We start from the raw sequence: 25,136 nt of genomic DNA, 5'->3' as shown, positions 1-25,136 counted from the left end.
AGAATCGAAGTTTAAAGGAACAACCCGGGGCCGGGTCGAGAACCTTCGGGGAATTTGATACCCACTTTGAGGATCTTGTTCCCTTCCATCAGCGCAACGGTCCACAGGGTGTTGTTCCATTCGATCTGGTCGCCCACCACCGGTGCGCCGCCGACCTTCTGCTCGATGAAGTGCGCCAGCGGCTGGTGCGGGTCCTGGCCGTCGAGCTGCAAACCGTACAACGCCGCTACAGCCCCCAGTTCTGCGTCACCTTCGAGCACGAAGTCGCCGAAGAAACGCAGGTCCAGGCCGCGTTGCGGCGCCTGGCTGAACAGCTTGCCCAGCGCCGGCAGGTTGTGTTCGTGGCCGATCACGCACAGCAGGTCGCCGACTTCGAGGGTGGTACTTCCCGACGGATGGAGCAGTTGCTGACCGCGAAACAGGGCAGCGATACGCGTGCCTTCGGGCATTTTCAGCTCGCGCAGGGCGGCACCGATGCACCACTTCTCCGCACCCAGGCGATACACGAACAGCTCCCACTCGCTGGTGATGTGCACTTCCAGGGCCGAGCGCGAGATCGGCGCCGGGTCGGGCGGCACGGTCACCTTGAGCAGGCGCGCCACCCACGGCAGGCTGGTGCCCTGCACCAGCAGCGACACCAGTACGATGAAGAAGGCCAGGTTGAAGTACAGCTGGGCATGCGGCAGCCCGGCCATCAGCGGGAACACCGCAAGGATGATCGGCACCGCGCCGCGCAGGCCGACCCACGAGATGAACACCTTTTCGCGGCCATGGAAGGCCTTGAATGGCAGCAGGCCGATCATCACCGACAGCGGCCGCGCGAACAGGATCATCCACAGCGCCAGGCCCAGGGCCGGCAGCGCGATGGGTAGCAGGTCGTGGGGCGTGACCAGCAGGCCCAGCACCAGGAACATGCCGATCTGGGCCAGCCAGGCCATGCCGTCGAGCATGTGCAGGATGCCGTGGCGGCTGCGGATCGGCCGGTTGCCCAGCACCAGGCCGCACAGGTACACGGCCAGGAAGCCGCTGCCGTGCAGGGCGTTGGTGAGCGCGAACACCACCAGGCCGCCGCTGATCACCAGGATCGGGTACAGGCCGCCGGCCAGGTTCATGCGGTTGACCAGCTGCAGCATCAGCCAGCCGCCGCCCAGGCCCAGCAGGCTGCCGATGCCGAATTCGCGCACCAGGTGGCCGAGCAGGCCCCAGTGCAGGCCGTTCTGGCCGCTGGCGATCATCTCGATCAGGGTCACGGTGAGGAACACCGCCATCGGGTCGTTGCTGCCCGACTCGATTTCCAGGGTGGCCGTCACCCGCTCGTTGAGGCCCTTGCCGCCCAGCAGCGAGAACACCGCGGCGGCGTCGGTGGAGCCGACGATGGCGCCGATCAGCAGGCCCTGCATCAGGCTCAGGTCGAACAGCCAGGCGGCGGCCAGGCCGGTGAGGCCGGTGGTGATCATCACCCCCACCGTGGCCAGCGACAGCGCCGGCCACAGGGCCACGCGAAAACTCGAGACGCGGGTGCGCAGGCCGCCGTCGAGCAGGATCACGGCCAGTGCCAGGTTGCCAACCAGGTAGGCGGTCGGGTAGTTGTTGAAGATGATGCCGCCGCCGTCGACGCCGGCAACCATGCCCACTGCCAGGATGATCACCAGGATCGGGATGCCCAGGCGCGAGGAGAGTGAACTGACCAGGATACTTGCACCTACCAGCAATGCGCCGATCAAGAACAGGCTATTGATGGTGGACGCATCCAAAGGCAGTACTCCAGGGGGGATTGCAGAAAGAGGCGCGACTTGCTTTTTGCCTGACTTCAGCTAGCAGGTCGCGTGCCAAGGATTCTAACCTGTGAGGTTGGCGGGCTGTAAAGCGATTATCGCGGGCACAAAAAAAGCACCGCAGGGGTGCTTGATCTGCTGTGAATGTACCGCCCCCATCGCGGGTCAAGCCCGCTCCCACAAGGATCACATTGGTCTCTGTGGGAGCGGGCTTGACCCGCGATGGGGGCAGCAGGGTCTTAAGCCTGCGGCACCTCACGCATCGGCTTGCCCTTCACCGGTGCACCATTGGCCACATAGTACTTGGCCGTGCTGCGCGGCAATGGCTGGCGGCCACGGATCTTGTCGGCGATCTTCTCGGCCATCATGATCGTCGGCGCATTCAGGTTGCCGGTGGTGATGATCGGCATGATCGAGGCATCCACCACGCGCAGGCCCTGCATGCCATGCACGCGGCCCTGGCCGTCGACCACCGCCATCTCGTCGATGCCCATCTTGCACGAGCACGATGGGTGGAACGCGGTCTCGGCGTGCTCGCGGATGAATGTGTCCAGCTGCTCGTCGGTCTGCACATCGGCACCGGGGCTGATCTCGCGGCCACGGTAGGCGTCCAGCGCCGGCTGCGCCATGATCTCGCGGGTCAGGCGGATACCGTCACGGAACTCCTGCCAGTCCTGCTCGGTGGCCATGTAGTTGAACAGGATGCTCGGGTGCTGGCGCGGGTCCTTGGACTTGAGCTGGATACGCCCGCGGCTAGGCGAACGCATCGAGCCCATGTGCGCCTGGAAGCCGTGTTCCTGCACGCCGTTGCTGCCGTTGTAATTGATCGCCACCGGCAGGAAGTGGTACTGGATGTTCGGCCATTCGAATTCCGGGCGCGAGCGGATGAAGCCGCCGGCCTCGAACTGGTTGCTGGCGCCGATGCCGGTGCCCGCGAACAGCCACTGTGCACCGATGGCCGGCTGGTTGTACCAGAGCAGCGACGGGTACAGCGACACCGGCTGGGTGCAGGCGTACTGCAGGTACAGTTCGAGGTGATCCTGCAGGTTCTCGCCCACGCCCGGCAGGTCGTGCACCACAGGGATGTTCAGGCTTTCGAGCAGGGCCGCCGGGCCCACGCCGGAGCGCTGCAGCAACTGTGGCGAGGCGATGGCGCCGCTGCACACGATGACTTCCTTGCGGGCACGGGCTTCGACGCGCTCTTCGCTGGCGCCCACCAGGTAGGTCACGCCTACGGCGCGCTTGCCTTCGAACAGCACGCGGTCGCTCAGGGCATGGGTGACGATGGTCAGGGTCGAGCGTTTCTTGGCGGTGTCCAGGTAGCCGCGGGCGGTGCTGGCGCGACGGCCCTTGGGCGTCACGGTGCGGTCCATCGGGCCGAAGCCTTCCTGCTGGTAGCCGTTCAGGTCTTCGGTGCGCGGGTAACCGGCCTGCACGCCGGCTTCGACCATGGCGTGGAACAGGGGGTTGTTGCCGGCTTTTGGCGTGGTGACGCTCACCGGGCCTTCGCCGCCATGGTAGTCGTTGGGGCCGATGTCACGGGTTTCGGCCTTGCGGAAGTACGGCAGGCAGTCCAGGTACGACCAGTCTTCCAGGCCTGGCAGCTTGGCCCAGCCGTCGTAGTCCATGGCGTTGCCGCGGATGTAGCACATGCCGTTGATCAGCGAGGAGCCGCCCAGGCCCTTGCCGCGGCCACATTCCATGCGGCGGCCGTCCATGTGCGGCTCCGGGTCGGTCTCGTAGGCCCAGTTGTAGCGTCGGCCCTGCAGCGGGAAGGCCAGTGCGGCCGGCATCTGGGTGCGGAAGTCGAAGCGGTAGTCCGGGCCGCCGGCTTCCAGCAGCAATACGGTGACGCCTTCGTCTTCGGTCAGGCGGGTCGCCAGGGTGTTACCGGCCGAGCCGGCCCCGACGATGATGTAGTCAAAAACGTGGGACATGTTGCGTACCCTCATAGGCAGTGAGCAGGGGAGCGGGGGAGGCGCCCGGACCTAGCGGCCCGGGCGCGGCTACACGGGTGCTTAGAACACCGAGGCGTAGTTGCCCAGCTCGACCTGTACCGACTTGATCCGCGTGTACTGGGCCAGCGAGCTGACACCGTTTTCACGGCCGACACCGGATTGCTTGTAGCCACCGACCGGCATCTCGGCCGGCGATTCGCCCCAGGCGTTGATCCAGCAGATGCCCGCTTCCAGCTGATGGATGATGCGGTGCGCGCGGCTGATGTCGTTGGTGCAGACACCGGCGGCCAGGCCGTAGTCGGTGTCGTTGGCGCGACGGATGACTTCTTCTTCGGTCTCGTAGGAGAGGATGCTCATCACCGGGCCGAAGATCTCTTCCTTGACGATGGTCATGTCGTCACGGCAGTCGGTGAAGACGGTCGGGGCCACGAAGGCGCCCTTGGCGAACTCGCCGTCGGTCAGGCGCTCGCCGCCACACAGTACGCGGGCACCTTCTTGCTTGCCCTTGGCGATGTAGCCCAGCACGCTTTCCATGTGGGCGAAGCTGACCAGCGGGCCGAAGTTGGTGTTCTCGTCCTGCGGGTTGCCGATGCGGATGCGCGCCACGCGCTCGGCGATCTTGGCTTCGAAGGCGGCTTTGAGCGAGGCCGGGATGAACACGCGGGTGCCGTTGGTGCACACCTGGCCCGAGCTGTAGAAGTTGGCCATCATCGCGATGTCGGCGGCGCGGTCCAGGTCGGCGTCTTCACAGATGATCAGCGGCGACTTGCCGCCCAGCTCCATGGTGACTTCCTTGAGCGAGGAGCTCGAGGCGCTGGCCATGACCTTCTTGCCGGTGGCGGTGCCGCCGGTGAACGAGACCTTCTCGATGCGCGGGTGTTCGGTGAGGTAGGTGCCGACGTCGCGGCCGCTGCCGGTCAGTACGTTGAACACGCCGTCCGGCAGGCCGGCTTCGGTGTAGATCTCGGCCAGTTTCAGGGTGGTCAGCGAGGTGACTTCCGAGGGCTTGAAGATCATCGCGTTGCCGGCGGCCAGGGCCGGGGCGGATTTCCACAGGGCGATCTGGATCGGGTAGTTCCAGGCGCCGATACCCACGGTCACGCCCAGCGGCTCGCGACGGGTGTACACGAACGAGCTGTCGCGCAGCGGGATCTGCTCGCCTTCGATGGCCGGCACCAGGCCTGCGTAGTATTCGAGCACGTCGGCACCGGTGACGATGTCGACGTAGCGGGTTTCGGAGTAGGACTTGCCGGTGTCCAGGGTTTCCAGTGCAGCCAGCTCGTCGTTGCGCTCGCGCAGGATGTCGACGGCGCGGCGCAGGATGCGCGAACGCTGCATGGCGGTCATGGCCGCCCAGACTTTCTGGCCGCGCTCGGCGCTTTCCACTGCGCGCTCCACGTCGGCCTGGTTGGCACGTTGCACCTGGGCGAGGACTTCGCCGTTGGCCGGGTTGATGGCGTCGAAGGTGGCGCCGCTGGAAGCGTCGACATAACCACCGTCAATGTAGAGTTTTTGCGTTTCGAAACGGGCCATAGTGTCCTCGCAAGTGCAGTGTGTGTTGGCTATCCGCGCTGTGCTCCTGCTTGTTTGGCACTCGCGACGCGCAGTGGTTCAGAGGCCGGGTCCTGTAGAGCCGGGCTGCTCTGTTTAGCCAGTTGTGAATCCATGTATTCGTAAGCGATCTGCTGCGCCTGGTCGGTATCGAAGGCATCTCCCGACAGCGCGCCGCGCAGCCACAGCCCGTCGATCAGGGCAGCCAGCCCGCGGGCCGCGCTGCGGGCTTCGGGCAGCGGCAACACACGGCGGAACTGGCAGCACAGGTTGGAATACAAGCGGTGATCGTTGATCCGCTGCAACCGGTGCAAAGACGGCTGGTGCATGCTGGCGGCCCAGAAGGCCAACCAGGTTTTCATTGCCGGGCCGTTGACCTGACTGGCGTCGAAGTTGCCCTCGACGATCACCTTCAGGTGGGCGCGCGGGGTGTCCTCCGTGAGCGCCTGGCGACGTGCCGCGACGTTGTCGATCAGCACGTTCATCAAGTACCGCATGGTCGCTGCGATCAGGCCGTTCTTGTCCTGGAAGTAGTGACTGATGATGCCGTTCGACACACCGGCCAAACGGGCGATCAGCGCAATGCTGGCGTCCCCCATGCCGACCTGGTCTACCGCCATCAACGTGGCTTCGATCAACTGCTGGCGGCGAATGGGTTGCATACCGACCTTGGGCATCTGGCAAATCTCCTCAGGCCTTCGGGCAGACGACAGGCGGCTGACTCGGCGAAGACCAGTCTATTTTGTTTTGATTGAACGTTCAATCAACAAAGAATAAGCTCTGCGACAATTCGCGCCATTGACAGGTTTTTGTGGCCCGTCACTGACGCCGATTGGCACCCTAAAAAGACGTGTAACCCCCGTAATGCAAGGCGTGCACGGGTTTAAACGAAACGTTGATCAGAATTGCCCAGCGGTGTCGCACCGTTCGGCGGGCCCTCGGATCGGGACCCTTTTTCTGTTTTTTTCAACGCAATCGGTTTGGGATCACGGTTTTTCAAGGTGCTTTTATAACACCTGACGCAGTGGGGCTATTGCACCAATTGCGCGGGTGACGGGTCGTTTCGTGTTTTCTCTCGCACTGCCTGGAGCATCTGTGCAATGAGTTCTGCCTCCCTGATAAAGACCCCTGCCGAGAGGGTCCGGGTCAACAGCGTGGTGTTCTACACCACGGCGCTGCTGATCCTGTTGTTGACTGCCTTGCTGATCGCCGCCCCGGACACGGCCGGTCAAATTCTCGGCCAGGCCCAAGCCTGGCTGTCGCGCAGCTTCGGCTGGTACTACATGCTGGTGATCGGCGGCTACCTGCTGTTCGTCATCGGGCTGGCGTTTTCCTCCTACGGCAAGCTCAAGCTTGGCGGCAAGGACGACAAGCCCGACTTCAGCTACGGTGCCTGGGCCGGCATGCTGTTCTCCTCCGGTATCGGTATCTCGCTGCTGTACTTTGGCGCGTCCGAACCGCTGGACCACTACTTCAACCCGCCTGCCGGTGCGCCGGCCAGCCTGGAGGCCGCACGCCAGGGCATGCAGCTGACCTTCCTGCACTGGGGCCTGCACGGCTGGGCGATCTATGCGCTGGTGGGCCTGGCCGTGGCATACTTCGCCTACCGCCACAACCAGCCACTGGCCTTGCGTTCGGCGCTGTACCCGCTGGTGGGTGAGCGCTGGGTCAAGGGGGCTGCCGGGCACACAGTGGACATCTTCGGCATGTTCGTGACCCTGCTGGGCCTGGTGACAAACCTGGGCATCGGTGCGATGCAGGTGTCCTCGGGCCTGGAGTACCTGTTCGGCATGCAGCACAGCAACACCAACCTGCTGATGGTGATCCTGGTGATGAGCACCGTGGCCACGATCGCGGCGGTGTCGGGCGTGGAGAACGGCATTCGCCGCCTGTCCAACCTGAACATCCTGCTGTTCAGCGGCCTGCTGCTGTTCGTGCTGCTGTTCGGTGACACCCTGCACCTGCTCAACGGTTTCGTGCAGAACATCGGCGACTACCTCAACGGCGTGATCCTCAAGACCTTCGACCTCTACGTGTACGAAGGCAACAACGCCAGGTCCGAAGGCTGGCTGGGCCTGTGGACCCTGTTCTACTGGGCCTGGTGGATTTCCTGGGCCCCGTTCGTGGGCATGTTCATCGCGCGTATCTCCCGTGGCCGCACCGTGCGCGAGTTGGTGGCCGGCGTGCTGCTGATTCCGTTGGGCTTTACCCTGGCGTGGCTGTCAATCTTCGGCAACACCGCGCTGGACCTGGTGATCAACCACGGTGCGGTGGAGCTTGGGCGCACGGCGGTGGAACAACCGGCGATGTCGATCTACCAGCTGCTGGAGCACTTCCCGGCGGCCAAGATCGTGGTTGGTGTGGCGGTGTTCGTCGGCTTCGTGCTGTTCCTCACCCCGGCTGACTCGGGCGCGGTGATGATGGCCAACCTGTCGTGCAAGGGCGGCGACGTGGACGAGGATGCGCCGCACTGGCTGCGTATCCTGTGGTCGGCGATCATCACCCTGGTGACCATCGGGCTGTTGCTGGTGGGCAACTTCCAGGCCATGCAGACCATGGTGGTACTGGCCGGGCTGCCGTTCTCGGTGGTGCTGGTGGTGTTCATGTTCGGCCTGTTCAAGGCCATGAAGCAGGACACCCAGGTCGAGCAGGAGCAGGCCGAACTGGCGGCGCGTGGCCGTCGCGGCTTCAGCGAGCGCCTCACCCAGCTGGACCTGCAGCCGACCCAGGCGATGGTGCAGCGCTTCATGGACAAGCAGGTGAGCCCGGCGCTGAAAGAGGCGGCGGTGCAGTTGCAGGGCATGGGCCTGCAGGTGCAGAGCCGCGTCGGCCAGTCGCGCGAGGCGATGGGCTTGCGCATCGAGATGGAGGAGGGCAACCCGTTTGTCTACGAAGTGAGCCTGGACGGCTACCTGGCGGCGCCGAGCGAAGCGCCGGCGCAGGGTGAAGGCGACGTGCGCCAGCGTTACTACCGGGCCGAGGTGTACCTGCACAACGGCAGCCAGGAGTACGACCTGATGGGCTTTACCGTCGAGCAGATCACCCGCGACGTGCTGGATCAGTTCGAGAGTCATCGCCAGTTGCTGGGGCGTGTGTACAGCTGATGGTAGATAGCTGAATGAAGAAGGGCCCTGCCGGTGACGGCAGGGCCTTTTTTTTGCTGGCGATGCGTTGGCGTTCTACAGCGCTGACGAACGATAAATAAATTAAAAGGTTTGCTGGCTGGCGACCAGGGAAAGCACGAAAAAGTCGATTCTCGACTTTTAACAACTGCGCAAGAAGTTGCGCACTTTTTCGGGTTTTGCCTTTCCCAAGGCCAGCGGGTTACAACGTGCAGCGGGTACAGTTGCGTCGGGAACAGCAGAAAGTATTAGGGCTGCGGGATTCGATGTAATCAGTGATCCGACGAATAAATTTCCCAATCATGCGAGAATTATTCATCCGGATGGAAGGGATGGATTTAGTGACTAAAATTTAGTCGGTCTATCAAATGCGCTGAGGGATGAAACGAGATGTCAATAACTGAAGAACTGTTTTACTTATTTGATAAAGATGATAAGTGCTTGGGGCAGATCATATTGCAGGTTGGTGACAACCCCAAGAAGCAAGGGAGGTTCTCTCCAGTCAAAGAGTTCTCGAGGTGCCGGAATTTGTTCAAAGAGCTTGAAAGTGCGGCAAATGCTATGCTGTTTAGTCATGTAGACGAAATAGAAGAAAAAATCGCCTTGCTAGGTTTCTACGTCAAAGCAGAGGGGTCGGAAATTAAACTAAAAATAAAAGGGCTTCAAATAATGAGGGGGTGGGCAATTTTTGAAGTTGGACAGGCACTTTAAAGTCGATAAGTAAAGTTGCACTTAAATAAAGTGTTTTTTGGCTCTAAAGTAATTGTATGCGTTTAGGCCTCTACAAGAAGGCCCCTTCGGATGCCAGAGACGTTTACTTATGCTCCAAGCTGACAGCCCATGCTGAATGACCGGTATGGCAGTGAATAAAGTACTACCTCTTCGAGCCAGGCCGTGGCATCACTCCGCTGGAACGAACCATGTTATTAAATTCTTGGTGAAAACAATGTTGAGAACTACATTTTTCGAAATATTTAATATTTTTTTGGATAAATTAACATTTGAGGATTTAGAGGTTCTTGGGCTGCCTGATATGGAGCGCTCCACCCTAGAGGACTACGGGTATGAATTGGTGGGTGATAAGTCAGACTGTCACGCTTACGAAAAAGAAATTATTGTGCCTCATAGAAATACTGGGCTTAGTCTGATGCACAAGTTGTATTTTTTTGCAGATGAATCTGTCGGCACTGGATTGGGTGTTGAGCCGAAGGTTAGATTAACCACGCTGCTGAAAGCGTATTGGGATTATCGAGACTTACGGGGCGGATCGCTCGATAATATAAGTTTTTATTTCTGGGATGGTAATGATGAGGGCGCTGTTGTGTTTGAGGAAAACATAGTGGTCAGATTTGGTTTTCGCCAGAACAGGGGTGCATACTTGATTGATAATGTGGAAAGTGGTCTGGATAGAGTTGGTAGTGTTCCTGGTGTTTCAGTAAGAAGCGTAAAAAAATACATGAATTCGTTTGAGCTGGATGGTGCTATCAGTAGGCGTGAGGTAAGTAAATATCCTTATGCATTTTCAAGGTTAGTTGGCTTTTTGTGCAAAAATAGCAGGAGGTTTTAATATGCCCCTATAAAAATAGAAGTGTGAGTCTTGTGTATAAGCTCTGTTTTTATGGAAGCAGTGTTTTCGGAAGCGGGCTAAGTATTGAATTGTCATTAATTGGGAAATCGCACCCTTTACTACGCCCCCACAGCGTCAATACGAGAATTACGCCCCCCATGACCGCCCCACCATAAGCGGCTGTCAGCATGAGAATAGACAGTTTTTACTTTCAAACTTGAAAACCCTGCCCCACAGTTCAAACTTGCCAGAAAAAGAATTCATATCGACGTCTTGCCCTCACGGCCCCCTCGCTGGCAAGTCATGCGCTGACCTTGCCGGCGAAGAAGCCATCCGCTTCACCCCAGATTCTTGCCCAACAACGCGTGATACAGCTCGCTGTCGCCCAATATCCCCACCACCTGATTCCCTTCCTGCAACACCAGCTTGTTGCCGGTCTGATACCGAATCTGCAACGCCTCACGCATGCCGATATTGGCATTCACCAGCGTCGGCTTGCGCTCCAGCCCCTCCACCGCCTCACCCGGCGCCCAGTTCTGCAAGGCCATGCCGTTGACGCCCTGGCGCGCGCCCCTGATGGTGTTGCCCTCGGCCAGGTCCAGCCAAGAATCACCACCCGGGTCCAGGCATACCGAACCGTTGATGCGCTTGCACTTGTCCAGCGTGCGCATCAGGCTGCGCCCGCACAGCACGTTGAGCGGGTTGGTATGCGCGACAAAGGTACGCACATACTCGTCCGCCGGGTTGAGCACGATCTCCTCGGGCTTGCTGTACTGGATGATGCGCCCGTCCTTCATGATCGCGATGCGGCTGCCGAGCTTTAGGGCCTCGTCCAGGTCATGGCTGACGAACACGATGGTCTTGGCCAGCTTGCGTTGCAGCTCAAGCAGCTCGTCCTGCAGGCCCTGGCGGATCAGCGGGTCGAGCGCCGAGAACGGTTCGTCCATCAGCAGGATGTCGGCGTCCATCGCCAGCGCCCGGGCCAGGCCCACGCGCTGCTGCATGCCGCCCGACAGCTCGTCGGGCTTCTTGTTGCGCCACTGGGTCAGGCCCACCAGCTCGAGCTTCTCGTCCACCAGCTTGCGCCGCTCCTTCTCGGGCCGGCCCTGCATCTCCAGGCCGAAACTGATGTTCTCGCGTACCGTCAGCCAGGGCATCAGGGCGAACTTCTGGAACACCATGGCGATACGCTGGGTGCGCATCATCTTCAGCTCGGCCGGGGTGCAGTGGGCAATGTCGATCTGTGCGCCTTCATGCTCGACGAACAGCTTGCCGCGGCTCACCGTGTTCAGGCCGTTGATGCAGCGCAGCAGGCTCGACTTGCCTGAACCCGACAGGCCCATCAGCACGCAGATCTCGCCCTTGTTGATGTCCAGGCTGGCTTTCTCGACGCCGACCACCAGGCCGGTCTTCTTCAGGATCTGTTCACGCGTGAGGCCCTGGTCCAGCAGGCTGAGCGCCTCACGCGGGTGGCGCGAGAAGATCACGTCGACCTCTTCGAAGCGAATGATGCTCATGCTTCACTCCTTGCCGGTGCGTCCGGTTGCTTGCAGATACGGTCGAGCATGATCGCCAGCAGCACGATCGCCAGCCCCGCCTCGAAGCCCAGCGCGATATCGGCGGTGTTGAGTGCGTTGACCACCGGTTTGCCCAGACCGTCGGCGCCCACCAGCGCGGCGATCACCACCATCGACAGCGACAGCATGATGCACTGGGTGACCCCCGCCGCGATGCTGGGCATGGCATGCGGCAGCTCGATGCGCGAGAGCAGCTGGCGCCGCGAGCAGCCGAACGCCTTGCCGGCATCCAGCAGTTCCTGCGGCACGTCGCGGATGCCCAGGTAGGTCAGGCGGATGGGCGCGGCAATCGCGAACACCACCGTCGAGATCAGCCCCGGCACTACGCCCAGGCCGAACAGGGTCAGGGTCGGGATCAGGTACACGAACGTGGGCACCGTCTGCATCAGGTCGAGTACCGGGCGCATGGCGGTGTAGAACATCGGCTTGTGTGCCGCCAGGATGCCCAGCGGCACGCCGATGGCCACGCACACGAAGGTGGCGAACAGCACCTGGGCCAGGGTTTCCATGGTTTCCTGCCAGTAGCCGAGGTTGAGAATCAGCAGGAACGACAGCGCGCAGAATACGGTGAGCGCCCATTTGCGCTGGATCAGGTGAGCGATCAGGGCCACCAGGGCAATCAGGACGAATGGGTTGAACCAGGTCAGCGCCCCGGTCACCCCGTGAATCATGAACTCCAGCGCCTCGGCGAAGGCGTCGAAGTAGTTGGCGCCGTGTTGCGTCAACCACTCGACGAAGGCCGCGATGTGCTGGCCCAGGGGTATTTTTTGATCGATCAGCATGATAGCGAGCGTCCACCTGCAAGGGATTGGAAACAACCCGCGCCGGGCAATCGCCCCCCGGCGCGGGGCGTGCTTACTGCGTCAGCTTGGCCTTGGCCGCCTCCAGGCCCGGTTTGCCATCCACGGTGGTCACGCCGGCCAGCCAGGTGTCGAGCACCTGCGGGTTCTGCTTGAGCCAGGCCTTGGCGGCGGCGTCGGGCTTGACCTTGTCGTCGAGCACCTTGCCCATCAGGGTGCTTTCCATGTCCAGGGTGAAGGAAAGGTTCTTGAGCAACTGGCCGACGTTGCTGCACTCCTGGCTGTAGCCCTTGCGCGTGTTGGTGAGCACGGTGGCCTTGCCGTAGTCGGGGCCGAAGAAGTCGTCGCCGCCTTCGAGGTACTTCATCTTGAAGCGCGTGTTCATCGGGTGCGGTTCCCAGCCGAGGAACACCACGTCGGTGCCACGGCGCTGGGCACGGTCGACTTGCGCGAGCATGCCGGCCTCGCTCGACTCCACCACCTTGAAGCCGGCGTCCTTCAAGCCGAAGGCATTCTTGTCGATCATGCTCTGGATGGTGCGGTTGCCGTCGTTGCCAGGCTCGATGCCGTAGATCTTGCCGTCCAGCTCCTTCTTGAATTTCGCGATGTCGGCGAAGTTCTTCAGGCCCTTGTCATACAGCGCCTGGGGCACGGCCAGGGTGTACTTGGCATTCTCCAGGTTGGCACGCACGGTCTCGACGGTGCCGGCATCGCGGTAAGGCTTGATGTCGTTTTCCATGGTCGGCATCCAGTTGCCGAGGAACACGTCCATGTTCTTGCCGTCGGCCAGCGACTTGTAGGTCACCGGTACCGAGATCATGGTGGTGCGGGTCTTGTAGCCAAGCGCTTCGAGCACCGCACTGGTGACTGCAGTGGTCACGGTGATGTCGGTCCAGCCGACGTCGGAGAAGTTGACGGTGTGGCACTGCTCGGGCTCCACGGCCTGGGCCAGCGCCGGCAGGCTCAGCAGCGCGGCCAGCAACAGCGGGGGTGAACCTTTCATGGTGGACTCCTGGTTTTTTTCGGATGTCCCACGGGACAGGGGCCGTGCAATCGAGTCGGTACCGATCATCTAACAGCGAAAATCAAACGCCTACCGGGTGCGTCGTATCCAGTACAGGCAGGGTCGCATCCAGTGCCAATGAGGTCGCTTACAGTGTCGTCGGCCTCGAAAAACGCGGTTCTGGCGCATGTGCACCGCAAAAAAACGGCGCAGGTCCTGCCCTGGCAACGGGCGGCGCTGCTGGACAAGAGCGCGTCGGTTGCAGACGTCGTGGTCGCTGACAAAAGCCTGATGATGCGCGAAACCGGCGGATTGCCGCCTTTTCAGCGTAGCAGCCAGAGGTACGCGGCATGGCCATCAGTGTGTTCGACCTGTTCAAGATCGGTGTCGGCCCTTCAAGCTCGCACACCGTCGGCCCGATGCGCGCCGCAGCGCTGTTCGTGCAGGGGCTGCGCGAGCGCAACCTGCTGGCCCGGGTGCGGCGTATCGAGGTGCGCCTGTACGGCTCGCTGTCGGCCACCGGCATCGGTCACGGCAGTGACAACGCGGTGATCATGGGCCTGATGGGCGAATGGCCGGACGCCATCGACCCGGCGCAGATCGCCCCGCGCATCGCCACGCTGCGCGAAACCGACAGCCTGCTGCTGGACGGACGCTGGCCGGTCGGCTTCGTCTGGGCCCGCGACATGCGCCTGCTGGACGAGAACCTGCCGTACCACCCCAACGCCCTGACCCTGATCGCCGAGGGCGAGCAGGGCGAGCTGCACCGCGATACCTACTACTCGGTGGGCGGCGGCTTCGTGGTGGACGCGGCGCAGGCGGCCAGCGGTGTGCTGGACGCCGACACCACCGTGCTGCCCTACGACTTCAACAGTGCCGTGGAACTGCTGGATTTGTGCCGGCAGCACGACCTGCGCGTGTCGCAACTGATGCTGGAGAACGAAAAGGTGTGGCGCAGCGAGGCTGAAATCCGTGCCGGGCTCATGACCCTGTGGCGGGCCATGCAGGCCTGTGTCGAAAACGGCCTGCGCCACGAGGGCATCCTGCCGGGCGGGCTCAATGTGCGCCGTCGCGCGGCACGCCTGCACCGCAGCCTGCAGGAGCTGGGCAAGCCAAACGTGATCGGCTCCACCCTCAGTGCCATGGAGTGGGTCAATCTGTATGCGCTGGCGGTCAACGAGGAAAACGCCGCAGGCGGGCGCATGGTCACCGCCCCCACCAACGGCGCGGCAGGCATCATCCCGGCGGTGCTGCACTACTACATGCGCTTCAGCGACGAGGTCAGCGAAGCCAGCGTGGTGGACTTCTTTCTGGGCGCGGCGGCGGTGGGCATCCTGTGCAAGAAGAACGCGTCGATCTCCGGCGCCGAAGTCGGCTGCCAGGGCGAGGTCGGCTCGGCCTGCGCAATGGCGGCGGCGGGCCTGGCCGAAGTGCTCGGGGCCACCCCGGCGCAACTTGAGAACGCCGCCGAGATCGGCCTGGAACACAACCTGGGGTTGACCTGCGATCCGGTTGGCGGGCTGGTGCAGGTGCCGTGCATCGAGCGCAACGCGATTGCCGCGGTCAAGGCGATCAACGCCGCGCAGATGGCCTTGCGCGGTGACGGCGAGCACTTCATCTCCCTCGACCGGGTGATCCGCACCATGCGCGACACCGGCGCCGACATGCACGACAAGTACAAGGAAACCTCTCGCGGCGGGCTGGCGGTGAACGCCATCGAATGCTGAGGCGTGGCTGCGCCGTTTTGGCCCATCGCTTTGAGCGTGCGCTGCGTTTTGGCGCGCCCCGGCCGATGGCGATTCACTGGCCACACCACCCCTTCCAGCACGCGCGGTGACACCGCGCGTTGTCGTTTCTGGGCATCCTTCCCACAAGTGCTACCCAATTTCACAACGGGACTACAGACAGGCTTTGGCCCGGCCTTTTGCGTTTAAAAGCGAGCCTGCGGGGGTGGGCGAACTAGACACATCGCGATGTCGTTTTCAGGTGTTGTTGAATGCGTATTCAAGTTTGGGCATGGCATTTGCGTTGGGTTTGGCAAAGCCCCTGCAATCGAACCGGGGCCATGACAAAAAGCCCGAGCCTGAGGCACACCCTGCATTGTGTGAGGAGAGATCGCGATGACGTCGTACAACTCCGCAACCCCAAACCAGAACCGCACCCCCCAATCCATCGGTTTCCTGCTGCTGGACAACTTCACGCTGATCTCCCTGGCCTCTGCGGTCGAGCCGCTGCGCATGGCCAACCAGTTGTCGGGTCGCGAGCTGTATCGCTGGAGCACCCTGAGCGTGGATGGCGGTCAGGTGTGGGCCAGCGACGGCCTGCAGATCACTCCCGATTCGGCGATGCATGCGGCGCCGGCGATGGACACCGTGATCGTGTGTGGCGGCATCGGCATCCAGCGCACCGTGACCCGTGAACACGTGACCTGGCTGCAGAGCCAGGCCCGCCAGTCGCGTCGGCTGGGGGCGGTGTGTACCGGCAGCTGGGCGCTGGCCTGTGCGGGGCTGCTCGATGGCTTCGATTGCAGCGTGCACTGGGAGTGCCTGGCCGCGATGCAGGAGGCCTTCCCGCGGGTGAGCATGAGCACGCGCCTGTTTACCCTGGACCGCAACCGCTTCACCAGCTCGGGCGGCACCGCGCCGCTGGACATGATGCTGCACCTGATCAGCCGCGATCATGGCCGCGAGCTGTCGGCGGCGATCTCGGAGATGTTCGTGTACGAGCGCATCCGCAACGAGCAGGACCACCAGCGCGTGCCGCTCAAGCACATGCTCGGTACCAACCAGCCCAAGCTGCAGGAAATCGTGGCGCTGATGGAGGCCAACCTCGAAGAGCCGATCGACCTGGACGAACTGGCGGTGTACGTGGCGGTGTCGCGGCGCCAGCTGGAGCGGTTGTTCCAGAAGTACCTGCATTGTTCGCCGTCGCGCTACTACCTGAAGCTGCGGCTGATTCGTGCGCGGCAGTTGCTCAAGCAGACGCCGATGTCGATCATCGAGGTGGCATCGGTGTGCGGGTTCGTGTCCACGCCGCACTTTTCCAAGTGCTACCGGGAGTACTTCGGGATACCGCCGCGTGATGAGCGGGTAGGCTCGAACACGGCCCAGCAGGTGGCGATGATGCCGCTGCCGCAGGCGCTGGTGCTGTCGCCGCTGGCCGGGCCGATGTCGGCGCTGAGTCAGGCGCGCAATGAGTCGACGTTTGCCAGTGTGAGGCTGTAGACCAGGCCGACCGCATCGCAGGTCAAGCCCGCTCCCACCGGTACATCGCTGCTCTGAAGGGCAGTGAAGCGCCTGTGGGAGCGGGCTTGGCCCGCGATGGGGTCAACCGTGAAGGCTTTTGTGGTTCGCCAGCGCCGGCAGCAACTGCTTGTCGATCGCCTGGCGCACCGCCGGCAGGATCGTCGCGCTGCCGGTGTACAACTGCTCCACCAGGCCGCGCAGGGCCCGGGCGCGTTCCGCGCTCAAGCCGCGTACCGCACATTCGCAGGCCTGCTCGGCGCTAGCGCCGGCAGGCATCTCGAAGCCCAGGGCGCGCAGTTGGCCCAGCAGGTCGTCCTGATCGATCAAATCGGCGTGCATCATGGCGGTTGTCCTTGTTCGAGGCGAAGGGTGCCCCGATTCTGGGAGCGCTGCACGGTGGCGACAAGGGGCATGGCCGGCATACCTATGAACAGGTCGTTTTTGGCTAGATCAGTGACGTGCGCAGGCGCCCTCAGCCGCGCTTGAGCAGCGCCGCACAGGCGCTCTTGTAGGCCTCATGCTGATACTTGTTCAGCGTTCCCGGCAGCTCGAGATTGTGCTTCTTGGCCTGGGCGCTGACGGTCTGTGGCGACACCAGCTCCACCGTGCAGTTGTCCAGCAACTGCAGCACGCCCTCGATCTTGAAGGTGGTCGGGCCGCCGGCAAAGTCGCCTTTCTTGCTGCGCTTCTTGATCGCCAATTGCCCGATGCCATGCTCGCTGACAAAGGCTCTGACCTGTGCGGCGAATGCCTTTACCTGGGCGGCATCCTCGTCATCCTCCAGGCCGATCTTCTTGGTGGCCACGCCAACGTGCACGGGCTGGCCGGCGTCCAGGCTGGCCACGGCCAGCAGGGCTTCGCTGCCCTTGATTTCGATGCCGCAGATTTTCATGGGGTGCCTCAATCGGAGTTTTGCAGGCCAAGGGACTGCAGGTATTCGGAGCGGTCGTCGCTGCGTTGCGCCAGGCAGGTGTTCAGTGCGGCGTCGTACTCCTTGCCCGGTGTGCTGTCGAAGGTCTCGACCTTGCAGTCGGCGTCGCGTACTTGCTTCCACAGGTTCTGGGCGGCGTTCAGGCGGTTGCTCAGTTCGGTGATCTTCGCACCCTGGCCGGCATACTGTTCCTTGATGCGTTCGAGCAGGTCGCCGAAGGCGGCGTTCAGCTCGCGTTCGGCAACCGTACGGCTGTAGGCGGCGCAGGCGTAGTTCTGCTGGGCCGTCTCGACGTTGTCGCACGGGGTGGGAGCGTCACTTTCCTCGGCCTGTGCGCCCAGCGCCACAGCCGCAAGCACAAGCCATACCAGCGATTTCATCTACAGAGTCTCCCACCAGGGTGCGCGTAAAGGATCCGCGATTCTCGCAAAGCACCGTAGCAAAGAACAGCATGGCGAGCGGGCAATGGTCGGCACTGTTCGGCACCTTCCCGACGGGTGCCGCCCGGGCCCTTTGTCGCACCTTGACGTTTTCGGCAATTCCCCTGTCGTTTTTGCATCCTGGCGACCTGGCGCCTAGGCATATGCTGGCCCCAAAGCGCCGGCAGACGATTCGGCGCCGCAACGTCATACAAGGGGACAGCCTGATGAGCCCGGCCGAATTGCACGCAGACAGCATCGTTATCGACGGGCTGATCATCGCCAAGTGGAACCGCGAGCTGTTCGAGGACATGCGCAAGGGCGGCCTCACTGCCGCCAACTGCACTGTCTCGGTGTGGGAGGGCTTTCAGGCCACCATCAACAGCATCGTCGCCAGCCAGAAGCTGATTCGCGAAAACAGCGACCTGGTACTGCCGGTACGCACCACCGCCGACATCCGCAAGGCCAAGGAGCAGGGCAAGACCGGCATCCTCTTCGGCTTCCAGAACGCCCATGCCTTCGAGGACCAGCTCGGCTACGTGGAGATCTTCAAGCAGCTGGGCGTGGGCATCGTGCAGATGTGCTACAACACCCAGAACCTGGTGGGTACCGGCTGCTATGAGCGCGACGGCGGGTTGTCCGGCTTCGGTCGCGAAATCGTCGCCGAGATGAACCGCGTGGGGGTCATGTGCGACCTGTCCCACGTCGGCTCCCGAACCAGCGAGGAAGTCATCCTCGAATCGAAAAAGCCGGTGTGCTATTCCCACTGCCTGCCCTCCGGGCTCAAGGAGCACCCGCGCAACAAGTCCGATGCCGAGTTGAAGTTCATCGCCGACCATGGCGGCTTTGTCGGCGTGACCATGTTCGCGCCGTTTCTGGCCAAGGGTATCGACGCGACCATCGACGACTACGCCGAGGCCATCGAATACACCATGAACCTGGTGGGTGAAGACGCCATCGGCATCGGCACCGACTTCACCCAGGGCCACGGCCAGGACTTCTTCGAGTACCTGACCCACGACAAGGGCTATGCGCGCCGCCTCACCAGCTTCGGCAAGATCATCAACCCGCTGGGCATCCGCACCGTGGGCGAATTTCCCAACCTCACCGAAACCCTGCTCAAGCGCGGCCACCCCGAGCGGGTGGTGCGCAAGATCATGGGCGAGAACTGGGTCAATGTCCTGAAAGACGTCTGGGGCGAGTAACCCCACGCCTCACCCAGCCGCATCCTTTTTCTTTTATGGAGTTCAGTTTCCATGGCCAAGATCGCCCCGCAATTGCCCATCGAAGTCGACAGCGAAACCGGTGTGTGGACCAGCGACGCGCTGCCGATGCTGTACGTGCCGCGGCATTTCTTCGTCAACAACCACATGGGCATCGAAGAGGTGCTGGGCGCCGACGCCTACGCCGAGATTCTGTACAAGGCCGGCTACAAGTCGGCCTGGCACTGGTGCGAGAAGGAGGCCGAATGCCACGGCCTGCAGGGCGTGGCGGTGTTCGAGCACTACATGAAGCGCCTGTCGCAACGCGGCTGGGGGCTGTTCACGATCCAGGACATCGACCTCGACAGGGGTACCGCCAGCGTCAGGCTCGAACACTCGGCCTTCGTCTATGTGTACGGCAAGGTCGGGCGCAAGGTCGACTACATGTTCACCGGCTGGTTCGCCGGCGCCATGGACCAGATCCTGGCGGCCCGCGGCAGCCCCCTTCGCACGGTCGCCGAGCAGGTCTACGGCGGTTCGGAACACGGCCACGACGACGGCCTGTTCATCGTCAAGCCCCTGTAAGTCGAGGAACCCGCCATGGCTTTCGAAGCAATGTTCCAGCCGCTGCAGATCGGCAAGCTGACCATCCGCAACCGGGTACTGAGCACCGCACACGCCGAGGTGTACGCCACCGACGGCGGCATGACCACCGAGCGCTACGTGAAGTACTACGAAGAGAAGGCCAAGGGCGGCATCGGCCTGGCCATCTGCGGCGGTTCGTCGGTAGTGGCCATCGACAGCCCGCAGCAGTGGTGGGCCTCGGTCAACCTGGCCACCGACCGCATCATCCCGCACTTCCAGAACCTGGCCGACGCCATGCACAAGCACGGCGCCAAGATCATGATCCAGATTACCCACATGGGCCGGCGCTCGCGCTGGGACGGCTATCACTGGCCGACCCTGATGTCGCCCTCGGGCATCCGCGAACCGGTGCACCGCGCCACCTGCAAGACCATCGAGCCGGAGGAGATCTGGCGCGTGATCGGCAACTACGCGCAGGCCGCGCGCCGCGCCAAGGAAGGCGGGCTGGACGGGGTGGAACTGTCGGCAGTGCACCAGCACATGATCGACCAGTTCTGGAGCCCGCGGGTCAACAAGCGCACCGATGAATGGGGCGGAAGCTTCGAGAACCGCATGCGCTTCGGCCTGGAAGTGCTCAAGGCGGTGCGCGAGGAAGTCGGCCCCGACTTCTGCGTGGGCATGCGCATCTGCGGCGACGAGTTCCACCCCGACGGCCTCAGCCACGAGGACATGAAGGAGATCGCCAGGTACTACGACGCCACCGGCATGCTGGACTTCTTCGGCGTGATCGGCTCGGGCTGCGACACCCACAACACCCTGGCCAACGTGATCCCCAACATGAGCTTCCCGCCCGAGCCGTTCCTGCACCTGGCGGCGGGCATCAAGGAGGTGGTGAGCGTGCCGGTGATGCACGCGCAGAACATCAAGGACCCCAACCAGGCCACGCGCATTCTGGAGGGCGGCTACGTGGACATGGTCGGCATGACCCGCGCGCACATCGCCGACCCGCACCTGATCGCCAAGATCAAGATGGGCCAGATCGACCAGATCAAGCAGTGCGTGGGCGCCAACTACTGCATCGACCGCCAGTACCAGGGCCTGGACGTGCTGTGCATCCAGAACGCCGCTACCTCGCGGGAATACATGGGCGTGCCGCACCTCATCGAGAAATCCACCGGCCCCAGACGCAAGGTGGTGGTGGTCGGTGCCGGCCCGGCCGGCATGGAGGCGGCGCGGGTGGCGGCCGAGCGCGGGCATGACGTGACCCTGTTCGAGAAGAAGGAGGCGATCGGCGGGCAGATCAGCATCGCCGCCAAGGCTCCGCAACGCGACCAGATCGCCGGCATCACGCGCTGGTACCAGCTGGAGCTGGCGCGGCTGAAGGTCGACCTGCGCCTGGGTACGGCGGCGAACGTCGACACCCTCATGGACCTGCGCCCCGACGTGGTGGTGCTGGCGGTGGGCGGGCACCCATTCATCGAGCAGAACGAGCACTGGGGCGCGGCCGAGGGCCTGGTGGTCAGCAGCTGGGACGTGCTCGACGGCACGGTGGCGCCGGGCAAGACCGCGCTGGTGTACGACACCATCTGCGAATTCACCGGCATGTCGGTGGCGGATTTTCTGGCCGACAAGGGTAGCCAGGTGGAGATCGTCACCGACGACATCAAGCCGGGGGTGGCGATTGGCGGCACCTCGTTCCCCACCTACTACCGCAGCATGTACCCCAAGGAAGTGATCATGACCGGCGACCTGATGCTGGAGAAGGTCTACCGCGAGGGCGACAAGCTGGTGGCAGTGCTGGAGAACGAATACACCGGGGCACGGGAGGAGCGGGTGGTCGACCAGGTGGTGATCGAGAACGGTGTGCGCCCCGACGAGACCCTGTACTACGCACTCAAGGAGGGCTCGCGCAACAAGGGCCAGATCGATGTGGAGGCGCTGTTCGCGATTGAGCCGCAGCCGATATTGAGCCAGCCGGGGGAGGGGTACCTGCTGTACCGGATCGGCGATTGCGTGGCGCAGCGCAACACCCATGCGGCGATCTACGACGCCTTGCGCCTGTGCAAGGATTTCTGATCGCTCTGTGAACCGAGTGTCCCGGTCGCTCGGGCTTTTTGTGGGAGCGGGCTTGACCCGCGATGCAAGCACTGCGGTGTGTCAGGCGTGCCGCCATCGCGGGTCAAGCCCGCTCCCACAGTGTGTGCAACCGATCATATCGAGTGTGGGAGCTTCCCATGTTGAACACCCTGCTACCCCTGCTGCTGTTCGCCGCCCTCGGCCTGGCCGTGCTCGGCGCGCTGCGGCGCGTGCGGATGTGGCGCCAAGGCCGGCCATCGCGGGTCGAGCTGCTCAAGGGCCTGCTGGCCATGCCACGCCGGTACATGGTCGACCTGCACCATGTGGTCGCCCGCGACAGGTACATGGCCAACACCCACGTCGCCACCGCCGGCGGCTTCGTGCTGGCCGCCGTACTGGCGATCCTGGTGCACGGTTTCGGCCTGCACAACCGCCTCCTCGGCTACGCCCTGCTGGTGGCCACCGCCTTGATGTTCGGCGGTGCGCTGTTCGTCTACAGGCGCCGGCTGAACCCGCCCGCGCGCCTGTCCAGAGGCCCGTGGATGCGCCTGCCGAAAAGCCTGCTGGTGTTTTCCGCCAGCTTCTTCATCGCCACCCTGCCGGTAGCCGGCATCCTGCCCGAAGGTACCGGTGGCTGGGTGCTGGTGGCCTTGCTCGGGCTGGGCGTGCTGTGGGGGGTGAGCGAGCTGTTCTTCGGCATGACCTGGGGCGGGCCGATGAAGCACGCCTTCGCCGGTGCCCTGCACCTGGCCTGGCACCGGCGCGCCGAACGCTTCGGCGGCGGACGCTCCACCGGGCTCAAGCCGCTGGATCTGCAAGACCCGAGCGCACCGCTGGGTGTGGAAAAACCCAGGGACTTCACCTGGAACCAGTTGCTTGGCTTCGACGCCTGCGTGCAATGCGGCAAATGCGAGGCCGCGTGCCCGGCGTTCGCCGCCGGCCAGCCACTGAACCCGAAAAAACTCATCCAGGACATGGTGGTGGGCCTGGCGGGTGGCACCGATGCGAAGTTTGCCGGCAGCCCGTACCCCGGCAAACCGCTCGGCGAGCACGGCGGCAACCCGCACCAGCCGATCGTCGACGGCCTGGTGGATGCCGACACGCTGTGGTCGTGCACCACCTGTCGGGCGTGCGTGGAAGAGTGCCCGATGATGATCGAGCACGTGGATGCGATCGTCGACATGCGTCGCCACCTGACCCTGGAAAAAGGCGCCACGCCGAACAAGGGCGCCGAGGTGCTGGACAACCTGATCGCCACCGACAACCCCGGCGGATTCGCCCCGGGCGGGCGCATGAACTGGGCCGCCGACCTCGACCTCGAGGTGCTGGGCGAGGTGCACGGCACCGACGTGCTGTTGTGGGTGGGTGACGGCGCCTTCGACATGCGCAACCAGCGCACCCTGCGCGCCTTCGTCAAGGTGCTCAGGGCGGCCAATGTAGGCTTTGCCGTGCTCGGCCTGGAGGAACGCGACAGCGGCGACGTGGCCCGCCGGCTGGGCGACGAGGCCACCTTCCAGCAACTGGCCCGGCGCAATATCCGGACCCTGGCGCAGTACCGCTTCACACGCATCGTCACCTGCGACCCGCACAGCTTCCATGTACTGAAGAACGAATACGGCGCGCTGGGCGGGCACTACCAGGTGCAGCATCACAGCAGCTTCATCGCCGAGTTGATCGCCGCCGGCCGCCTCGACCTGGCGCCGCACAAGGGCGCCAGCGTGACCTATCACGACCCGTGCTACCTGGGCCGCTACAACGGCGAGTACGAGGCGCCGCGCCAGGTGCTGCGCGCGCTGGGCATCGAGGTGCGCGAGATGGCGCGCTCCGGCTTTCGCTCGCGTTGCTGCGGCGGCGGCGGCGGTGCGCCGATCACCGACATTCCGGGCAAGCAGCGCATTCCCGACATGCGCATGCAGGACATCCGCGAGACCGCCGCCGAGGTGGTGGCCGTGGGCTGCCCGCAGTGCACCGCGATGCTCGAAGGCGTGGTCGAACCACGCCCGCAGATCAAGGACCTGGCCGAGCTGGTGGCCGACGCGCTGCGTGAAGCGACGGTTGCCAGCACGCCGGTAGCAAGCCAACCAGAACCTGCGCAGGTGGACCCATGAGCGAGATCATCCGGCGTGACCCGCGTGCCGAGTGGATTGCACGCAACCGTCTGCACCCGCTGCACGCAGCCATGCAGGCCCAACAGACGCAGTGGATGGGGCCCAATGGCGTGCTGCGCAAGAACCCGCATGCGGTGGGTTTCATCGGCCCCAATGGGATCAAGCGCATCGATCGCAGTGGCGCCAGCCAGGGCGCTACGAGCAAGCGCAGCGCCGCCGCCGAGGTGCTGGTGCCGCTGCATCAGGTGCCGTTGCCGGCGTTCTACATCGTGGTGGTGCCGGACATGGTCGGCGGGCGCCTGAGCAGCCACGACCGGGATGTGCTCGGGCTGGCCCACGGCCTGGCCGGCAGCGACGGCGCGGTGCTGGCAGTGGTGTTTGGCGAGCACAAGGAAACCGCCTTCGGCACGTTCGGCGTCGACCGCTTGCTGCAGATCGACGGTGACGCGTTCGCAGGTTATGCACCGGAGCAGCGGGTGCAAGGCCTGCGGGCTGTGGATAACCAGTTCAACCCGCGCCACTGGCTGCTGCCCGACAGCCGCAGCGGTGGCGGCGAGCTGGGCCGGCGCCTTGCCGCGGCGCTGGGCGAGCGCCCGGCCACGCGGGTGTGGCAGGTCAAGGACGGGCTGTGCAGCGGGCGCGCCGGGGCTGGCCAGCAGGACCTGGTACGCGGGCTGGCGCGCCTGATCCTGGCGGCGGCCGAATGTGCCGAGCCGGTCAGCGAAACCCGCCATGAAGCCCTGCCGGTGGAGTTGTCCACAGGCGCGGCGCGCAGCCTGGCGCGTATCGAAGACCTCGGCCCGGTGCCGGTGGACCCGGCCACCATCGCCATGGCCGAGGCCGAATTCATCCTGTCGGGCGGCAACGGGGTCAAGGACTGGGCACTTTTCCACAGGGCCACCGCCGCGCTGGGGGCCACCGAAGGGGCCTCGCGGGTGGCGGTGGACGATGGCTTCATGCCGCGCAATCGCCAGGTGGGGGCCACCGGTACCTGGGTCACGGCGCGGGTGTATGTGGCTGTGGGTATCTCCGGGGCGATCCAGCATCTGCAGGGCATCGGTGCCTGCGACAAGGTGGTGGCGATCAACCTGGACCCCGGCTGCGACATGATCAAGCGTGCCGACCTGGCGGTCATCGGCGACAGCGCGGCGATTTTGCAGGCGCTGATCGAGGCTGTGGACAACTATCGCAACAACGCCCGGCGCGATGCGGCCTGA

Annotated in this window: 20 protein-coding genes; 10 read left to right on the top strand and 10 right to left on the bottom strand. The window is 63.5% G+C overall.

Annotated features, from left to right (window positions below; all coding sequences use genetic code 11):
* Positions 1-11 precede the first annotated feature (11 nt).
* The 4 genes from B4I46_RS16210 to betI form a co-directional block, all read right to left on the bottom strand.
* A complete protein-coding gene (locus B4I46_RS16210; protein WP_043860372.1) occupies positions 12-1,754 on the bottom strand; it encodes a potassium/proton antiporter in 1,743 nt (580 codons plus the stop codon).
* Positions 1,755-2,014: 260 nt separating this feature from the next.
* Positions 2,015-3,712, bottom strand: a complete 1,698-nt coding sequence (gene betA, locus B4I46_RS16205; RefSeq protein WP_043860371.1) for a choline dehydrogenase — start codon at positions 3,710-3,712, stop codon at positions 2,015-2,017.
* An 81-nt stretch (positions 3,713-3,793) separates the two neighbouring features.
* Positions 3,794-5,266, bottom strand: coding sequence for a betaine-aldehyde dehydrogenase (betB, locus tag B4I46_RS16200; RefSeq protein WP_043860370.1), 1,473 nt, complete (start codon positions 5,264-5,266; stop codon positions 3,794-3,796).
* Positions 5,267-5,295: 29 nt separating this feature from the next.
* Positions 5,296-5,961: a transcriptional regulator BetI gene (betI, locus tag B4I46_RS16195; RefSeq protein ID WP_043860369.1), complete on the bottom strand. Its 666-nt coding sequence runs from the start codon at positions 5,959-5,961 to the stop codon at positions 5,296-5,298.
* Positions 5,962-6,384: 423 nt separating this feature from the next.
* On the opposite strand from betI, the gene betT reads away from it, so the two are divergent.
* The 3 genes from betT (at position 6,385) to B4I46_RS16180 (ending at position 9,973) form a co-directional block, all read left to right on the top strand.
* The gene (gene betT / locus B4I46_RS16190) at positions 6,385-8,388 is read left to right on the top strand and encodes a choline BCCT transporter BetT (protein ID WP_054915558.1); all 2,004 of its coding nucleotides are present in this window, start codon (positions 6,385-6,387) and stop codon (positions 8,386-8,388) included.
* A gap of 408 nt (positions 8,389-8,796) precedes the next feature.
* Positions 8,797-9,117 (top strand): hypothetical protein, encoded by a 321-nt coding sequence (locus B4I46_RS16185; RefSeq protein WP_104572840.1) that lies wholly within the window; start codon positions 8,797-8,799, stop codon positions 9,115-9,117.
* A gap of 151 nt (positions 9,118-9,268) precedes the next feature.
* The gene (locus tag B4I46_RS16180; RefSeq protein WP_286900972.1) at positions 9,269-9,973 is read left to right on the top strand and encodes a hypothetical protein; all 705 of its coding nucleotides are present in this window, start codon (positions 9,269-9,271) and stop codon (positions 9,971-9,973) included.
* Between the two features lie 338 nt (positions 9,974-10,311).
* Here the strand turns inward: B4I46_RS16180 and choV are convergent, their stop codons facing one another.
* The 3 genes from choV to B4I46_RS16165 form a co-directional block, all read right to left on the bottom strand.
* Entirely contained in the window at positions 10,312-11,490 is a 1,179-nt protein-coding gene (gene choV / locus B4I46_RS16175) for a choline ABC transporter ATP-binding protein (protein ID WP_043860366.1), read from the bottom strand.
* On the bottom strand, positions 11,487-12,335 hold the full coding sequence (gene choW, locus B4I46_RS16170; protein WP_173925098.1) for a choline ABC transporter permease subunit: 849 nt from the start codon (positions 12,333-12,335) through the stop codon (positions 11,487-11,489). Before choW ends, choV begins: the two co-directional genes overlap by 4 nt.
* A gap of 70 nt (positions 12,336-12,405) precedes the next feature.
* Entirely contained in the window at positions 12,406-13,353 is a 948-nt protein-coding gene (locus B4I46_RS16165; protein WP_100634829.1) for a choline ABC transporter substrate-binding protein, read from the bottom strand.
* A gap of 350 nt (positions 13,354-13,703) precedes the next feature.
* Between B4I46_RS16165 and B4I46_RS16160 the strand changes: the two genes are divergently transcribed.
* A complete protein-coding gene (locus B4I46_RS16160; protein ID WP_054916697.1) occupies positions 13,704-15,080 on the top strand; it encodes an L-serine ammonia-lyase in 1,377 nt (458 codons plus the stop codon).
* Between the two features lie 393 nt (positions 15,081-15,473).
* Entirely contained in the window at positions 15,474-16,577 is a 1,104-nt protein-coding gene (locus tag B4I46_RS16155; RefSeq protein ID WP_043860362.1) for a GlxA family transcriptional regulator, read from the top strand.
* A 102-nt stretch (positions 16,578-16,679) separates the two neighbouring features.
* On the opposite strand, the gene B4I46_RS16150 is transcribed toward B4I46_RS16155, so the two are convergent.
* From B4I46_RS16150 to B4I46_RS16140, 3 genes are all read right to left on the bottom strand, one after another.
* Complete coding sequence (locus B4I46_RS16150) at positions 16,680-16,940, bottom strand: hypothetical protein (RefSeq protein ID WP_043860361.1); 261 nt, start codon at positions 16,938-16,940, stop codon at positions 16,680-16,682.
* Between the two features lie 130 nt (positions 16,941-17,070).
* Entirely contained in the window at positions 17,071-17,490 is a 420-nt protein-coding gene (locus B4I46_RS16145; RefSeq protein ID WP_043860360.1) for a DUF3010 family protein, read from the bottom strand.
* 8 nt (positions 17,491-17,498) lie between these two features.
* On the bottom strand, positions 17,499-17,909 hold the full coding sequence (locus B4I46_RS16140; RefSeq protein WP_088514261.1) for a lysozyme inhibitor LprI family protein: 411 nt from the start codon (positions 17,907-17,909) through the stop codon (positions 17,499-17,501).
* Positions 17,910-18,175: 266 nt separating this feature from the next.
* Here B4I46_RS16140 and B4I46_RS16135 point away from each other — a divergent pair, with 266 nt between their 5' ends.
* The 5 genes from B4I46_RS16135 to B4I46_RS16115 all read left to right on the top strand — a co-directional run bounded on the left by B4I46_RS16135 (position 18,176) and on the right by B4I46_RS16115 (position 25,136).
* Entirely contained in the window at positions 18,176-19,153 is a 978-nt protein-coding gene (locus tag B4I46_RS16135) for a dipeptidase (RefSeq protein ID WP_043860376.1), read from the top strand.
* A gap of 51 nt (positions 19,154-19,204) precedes the next feature.
* Positions 19,205-19,735 carry a 4-vinyl reductase gene (locus B4I46_RS16130; RefSeq protein WP_054916693.1) on the top strand — a complete coding sequence of 177 codons (531 nt, stop codon included), beginning with the start codon at positions 19,205-19,207 and terminating at the stop codon, positions 19,733-19,735.
* A gap of 15 nt (positions 19,736-19,750) precedes the next feature.
* Complete coding sequence (gene dgcA / locus B4I46_RS16125) at positions 19,751-21,811, top strand: dimethylglycine demethylation protein DgcA (RefSeq protein WP_286900967.1); 2,061 nt, start codon at positions 19,751-19,753, stop codon at positions 21,809-21,811.
* A gap of 158 nt (positions 21,812-21,969) precedes the next feature.
* Positions 21,970-23,919, top strand: coding sequence for a dimethylglycine demethylation protein DgcB (dgcB, locus tag B4I46_RS16120; protein ID WP_043860356.1), 1,950 nt, complete (start codon positions 21,970-21,972; stop codon positions 23,917-23,919).
* Positions 23,916-25,136 carry an electron transfer flavoprotein subunit alpha/FixB family protein gene (locus tag B4I46_RS16115; protein ID WP_286900965.1) on the top strand — a complete coding sequence of 407 codons (1,221 nt, stop codon included), beginning with the start codon at positions 23,916-23,918 and terminating at the stop codon, positions 25,134-25,136. The genes dgcB and B4I46_RS16115 overlap by 4 nt, the downstream gene beginning before the upstream one ends.

The organism is Pseudomonas sp. UBA7500, assembly GCF_002478435.1.
Taxonomy (GTDB): domain Bacteria; phylum Pseudomonadota; class Gammaproteobacteria; order Pseudomonadales; family Pseudomonadaceae; genus Aquipseudomonas; species Aquipseudomonas palmensis.
Note: the sequence above shows the minus strand (reverse complement) of the source record. Positions and strands in the feature narration are given on the sequence as shown.

Excerpts from the sequence above, each read along its gene's own strand:
- betA (WP_043860371.1), bottom strand. The coding sequence starts at position 3,712 with ATGTCCCACGTTTTTGACTACATCATCGTCGGGGCCGGCTCGGCCGGT.
- betB (WP_043860370.1), bottom strand. The coding sequence starts at position 5,266 with ATGGCCCGTTTCGAAACGCAAAAACTCTACATTGACGGTGGTTATGTC.
- betI (WP_043860369.1), bottom strand. The coding sequence starts at position 5,961 with ATGCCCAAGGTCGGTATGCAACCCATTCGCCGCCAGCAGTTGATCGAA.
- betT (WP_054915558.1), top strand. The coding sequence starts at position 6,385 with ATGAGTTCTGCCTCCCTGATAAAGACCCCTGCCGAGAGGGTCCGGGTC.
- B4I46_RS16185 (WP_104572840.1), top strand. The coding sequence starts at position 8,797 with ATGTCAATAACTGAAGAACTGTTTTACTTATTTGATAAAGATGATAAG.
- choV (WP_043860366.1), bottom strand. The coding sequence starts at position 11,490 with ATGAGCATCATTCGCTTCGAAGAGGTCGACGTGATCTTCTCGCGCCAC.
- B4I46_RS16165 (WP_100634829.1), bottom strand. The coding sequence starts at position 13,353 with ATGAAAGGTTCACCCCCGCTGTTGCTGGCCGCGCTGCTGAGCCTGCCG.
- B4I46_RS16160 (WP_054916697.1), top strand. The coding sequence starts at position 13,704 with ATGGCCATCAGTGTGTTCGACCTGTTCAAGATCGGTGTCGGCCCTTCA.
- B4I46_RS16155 (WP_043860362.1), top strand. The coding sequence starts at position 15,474 with ATGACGTCGTACAACTCCGCAACCCCAAACCAGAACCGCACCCCCCAA.
- B4I46_RS16150 (WP_043860361.1), bottom strand. The coding sequence starts at position 16,940 with ATGATGCACGCCGATTTGATCGATCAGGACGACCTGCTGGGCCAACTG.
- B4I46_RS16145 (WP_043860360.1), bottom strand. The coding sequence starts at position 17,490 with ATGAAAATCTGCGGCATCGAAATCAAGGGCAGCGAAGCCCTGCTGGCC.
- B4I46_RS16140 (WP_088514261.1), bottom strand. The coding sequence starts at position 17,909 with ATGAAATCGCTGGTATGGCTTGTGCTTGCGGCTGTGGCGCTGGGCGCA.
- B4I46_RS16135 (WP_043860376.1), top strand. The coding sequence starts at position 18,176 with ATGAGCCCGGCCGAATTGCACGCAGACAGCATCGTTATCGACGGGCTG.
- B4I46_RS16130 (WP_054916693.1), top strand. The coding sequence starts at position 19,205 with ATGGCCAAGATCGCCCCGCAATTGCCCATCGAAGTCGACAGCGAAACC.
- dgcA (WP_286900967.1), top strand. The coding sequence starts at position 19,751 with ATGGCTTTCGAAGCAATGTTCCAGCCGCTGCAGATCGGCAAGCTGACC.
- dgcB (WP_043860356.1), top strand. The coding sequence starts at position 21,970 with ATGTTGAACACCCTGCTACCCCTGCTGCTGTTCGCCGCCCTCGGCCTG.
- B4I46_RS16115 (WP_286900965.1), top strand. The coding sequence starts at position 23,916 with ATGAGCGAGATCATCCGGCGTGACCCGCGTGCCGAGTGGATTGCACGC.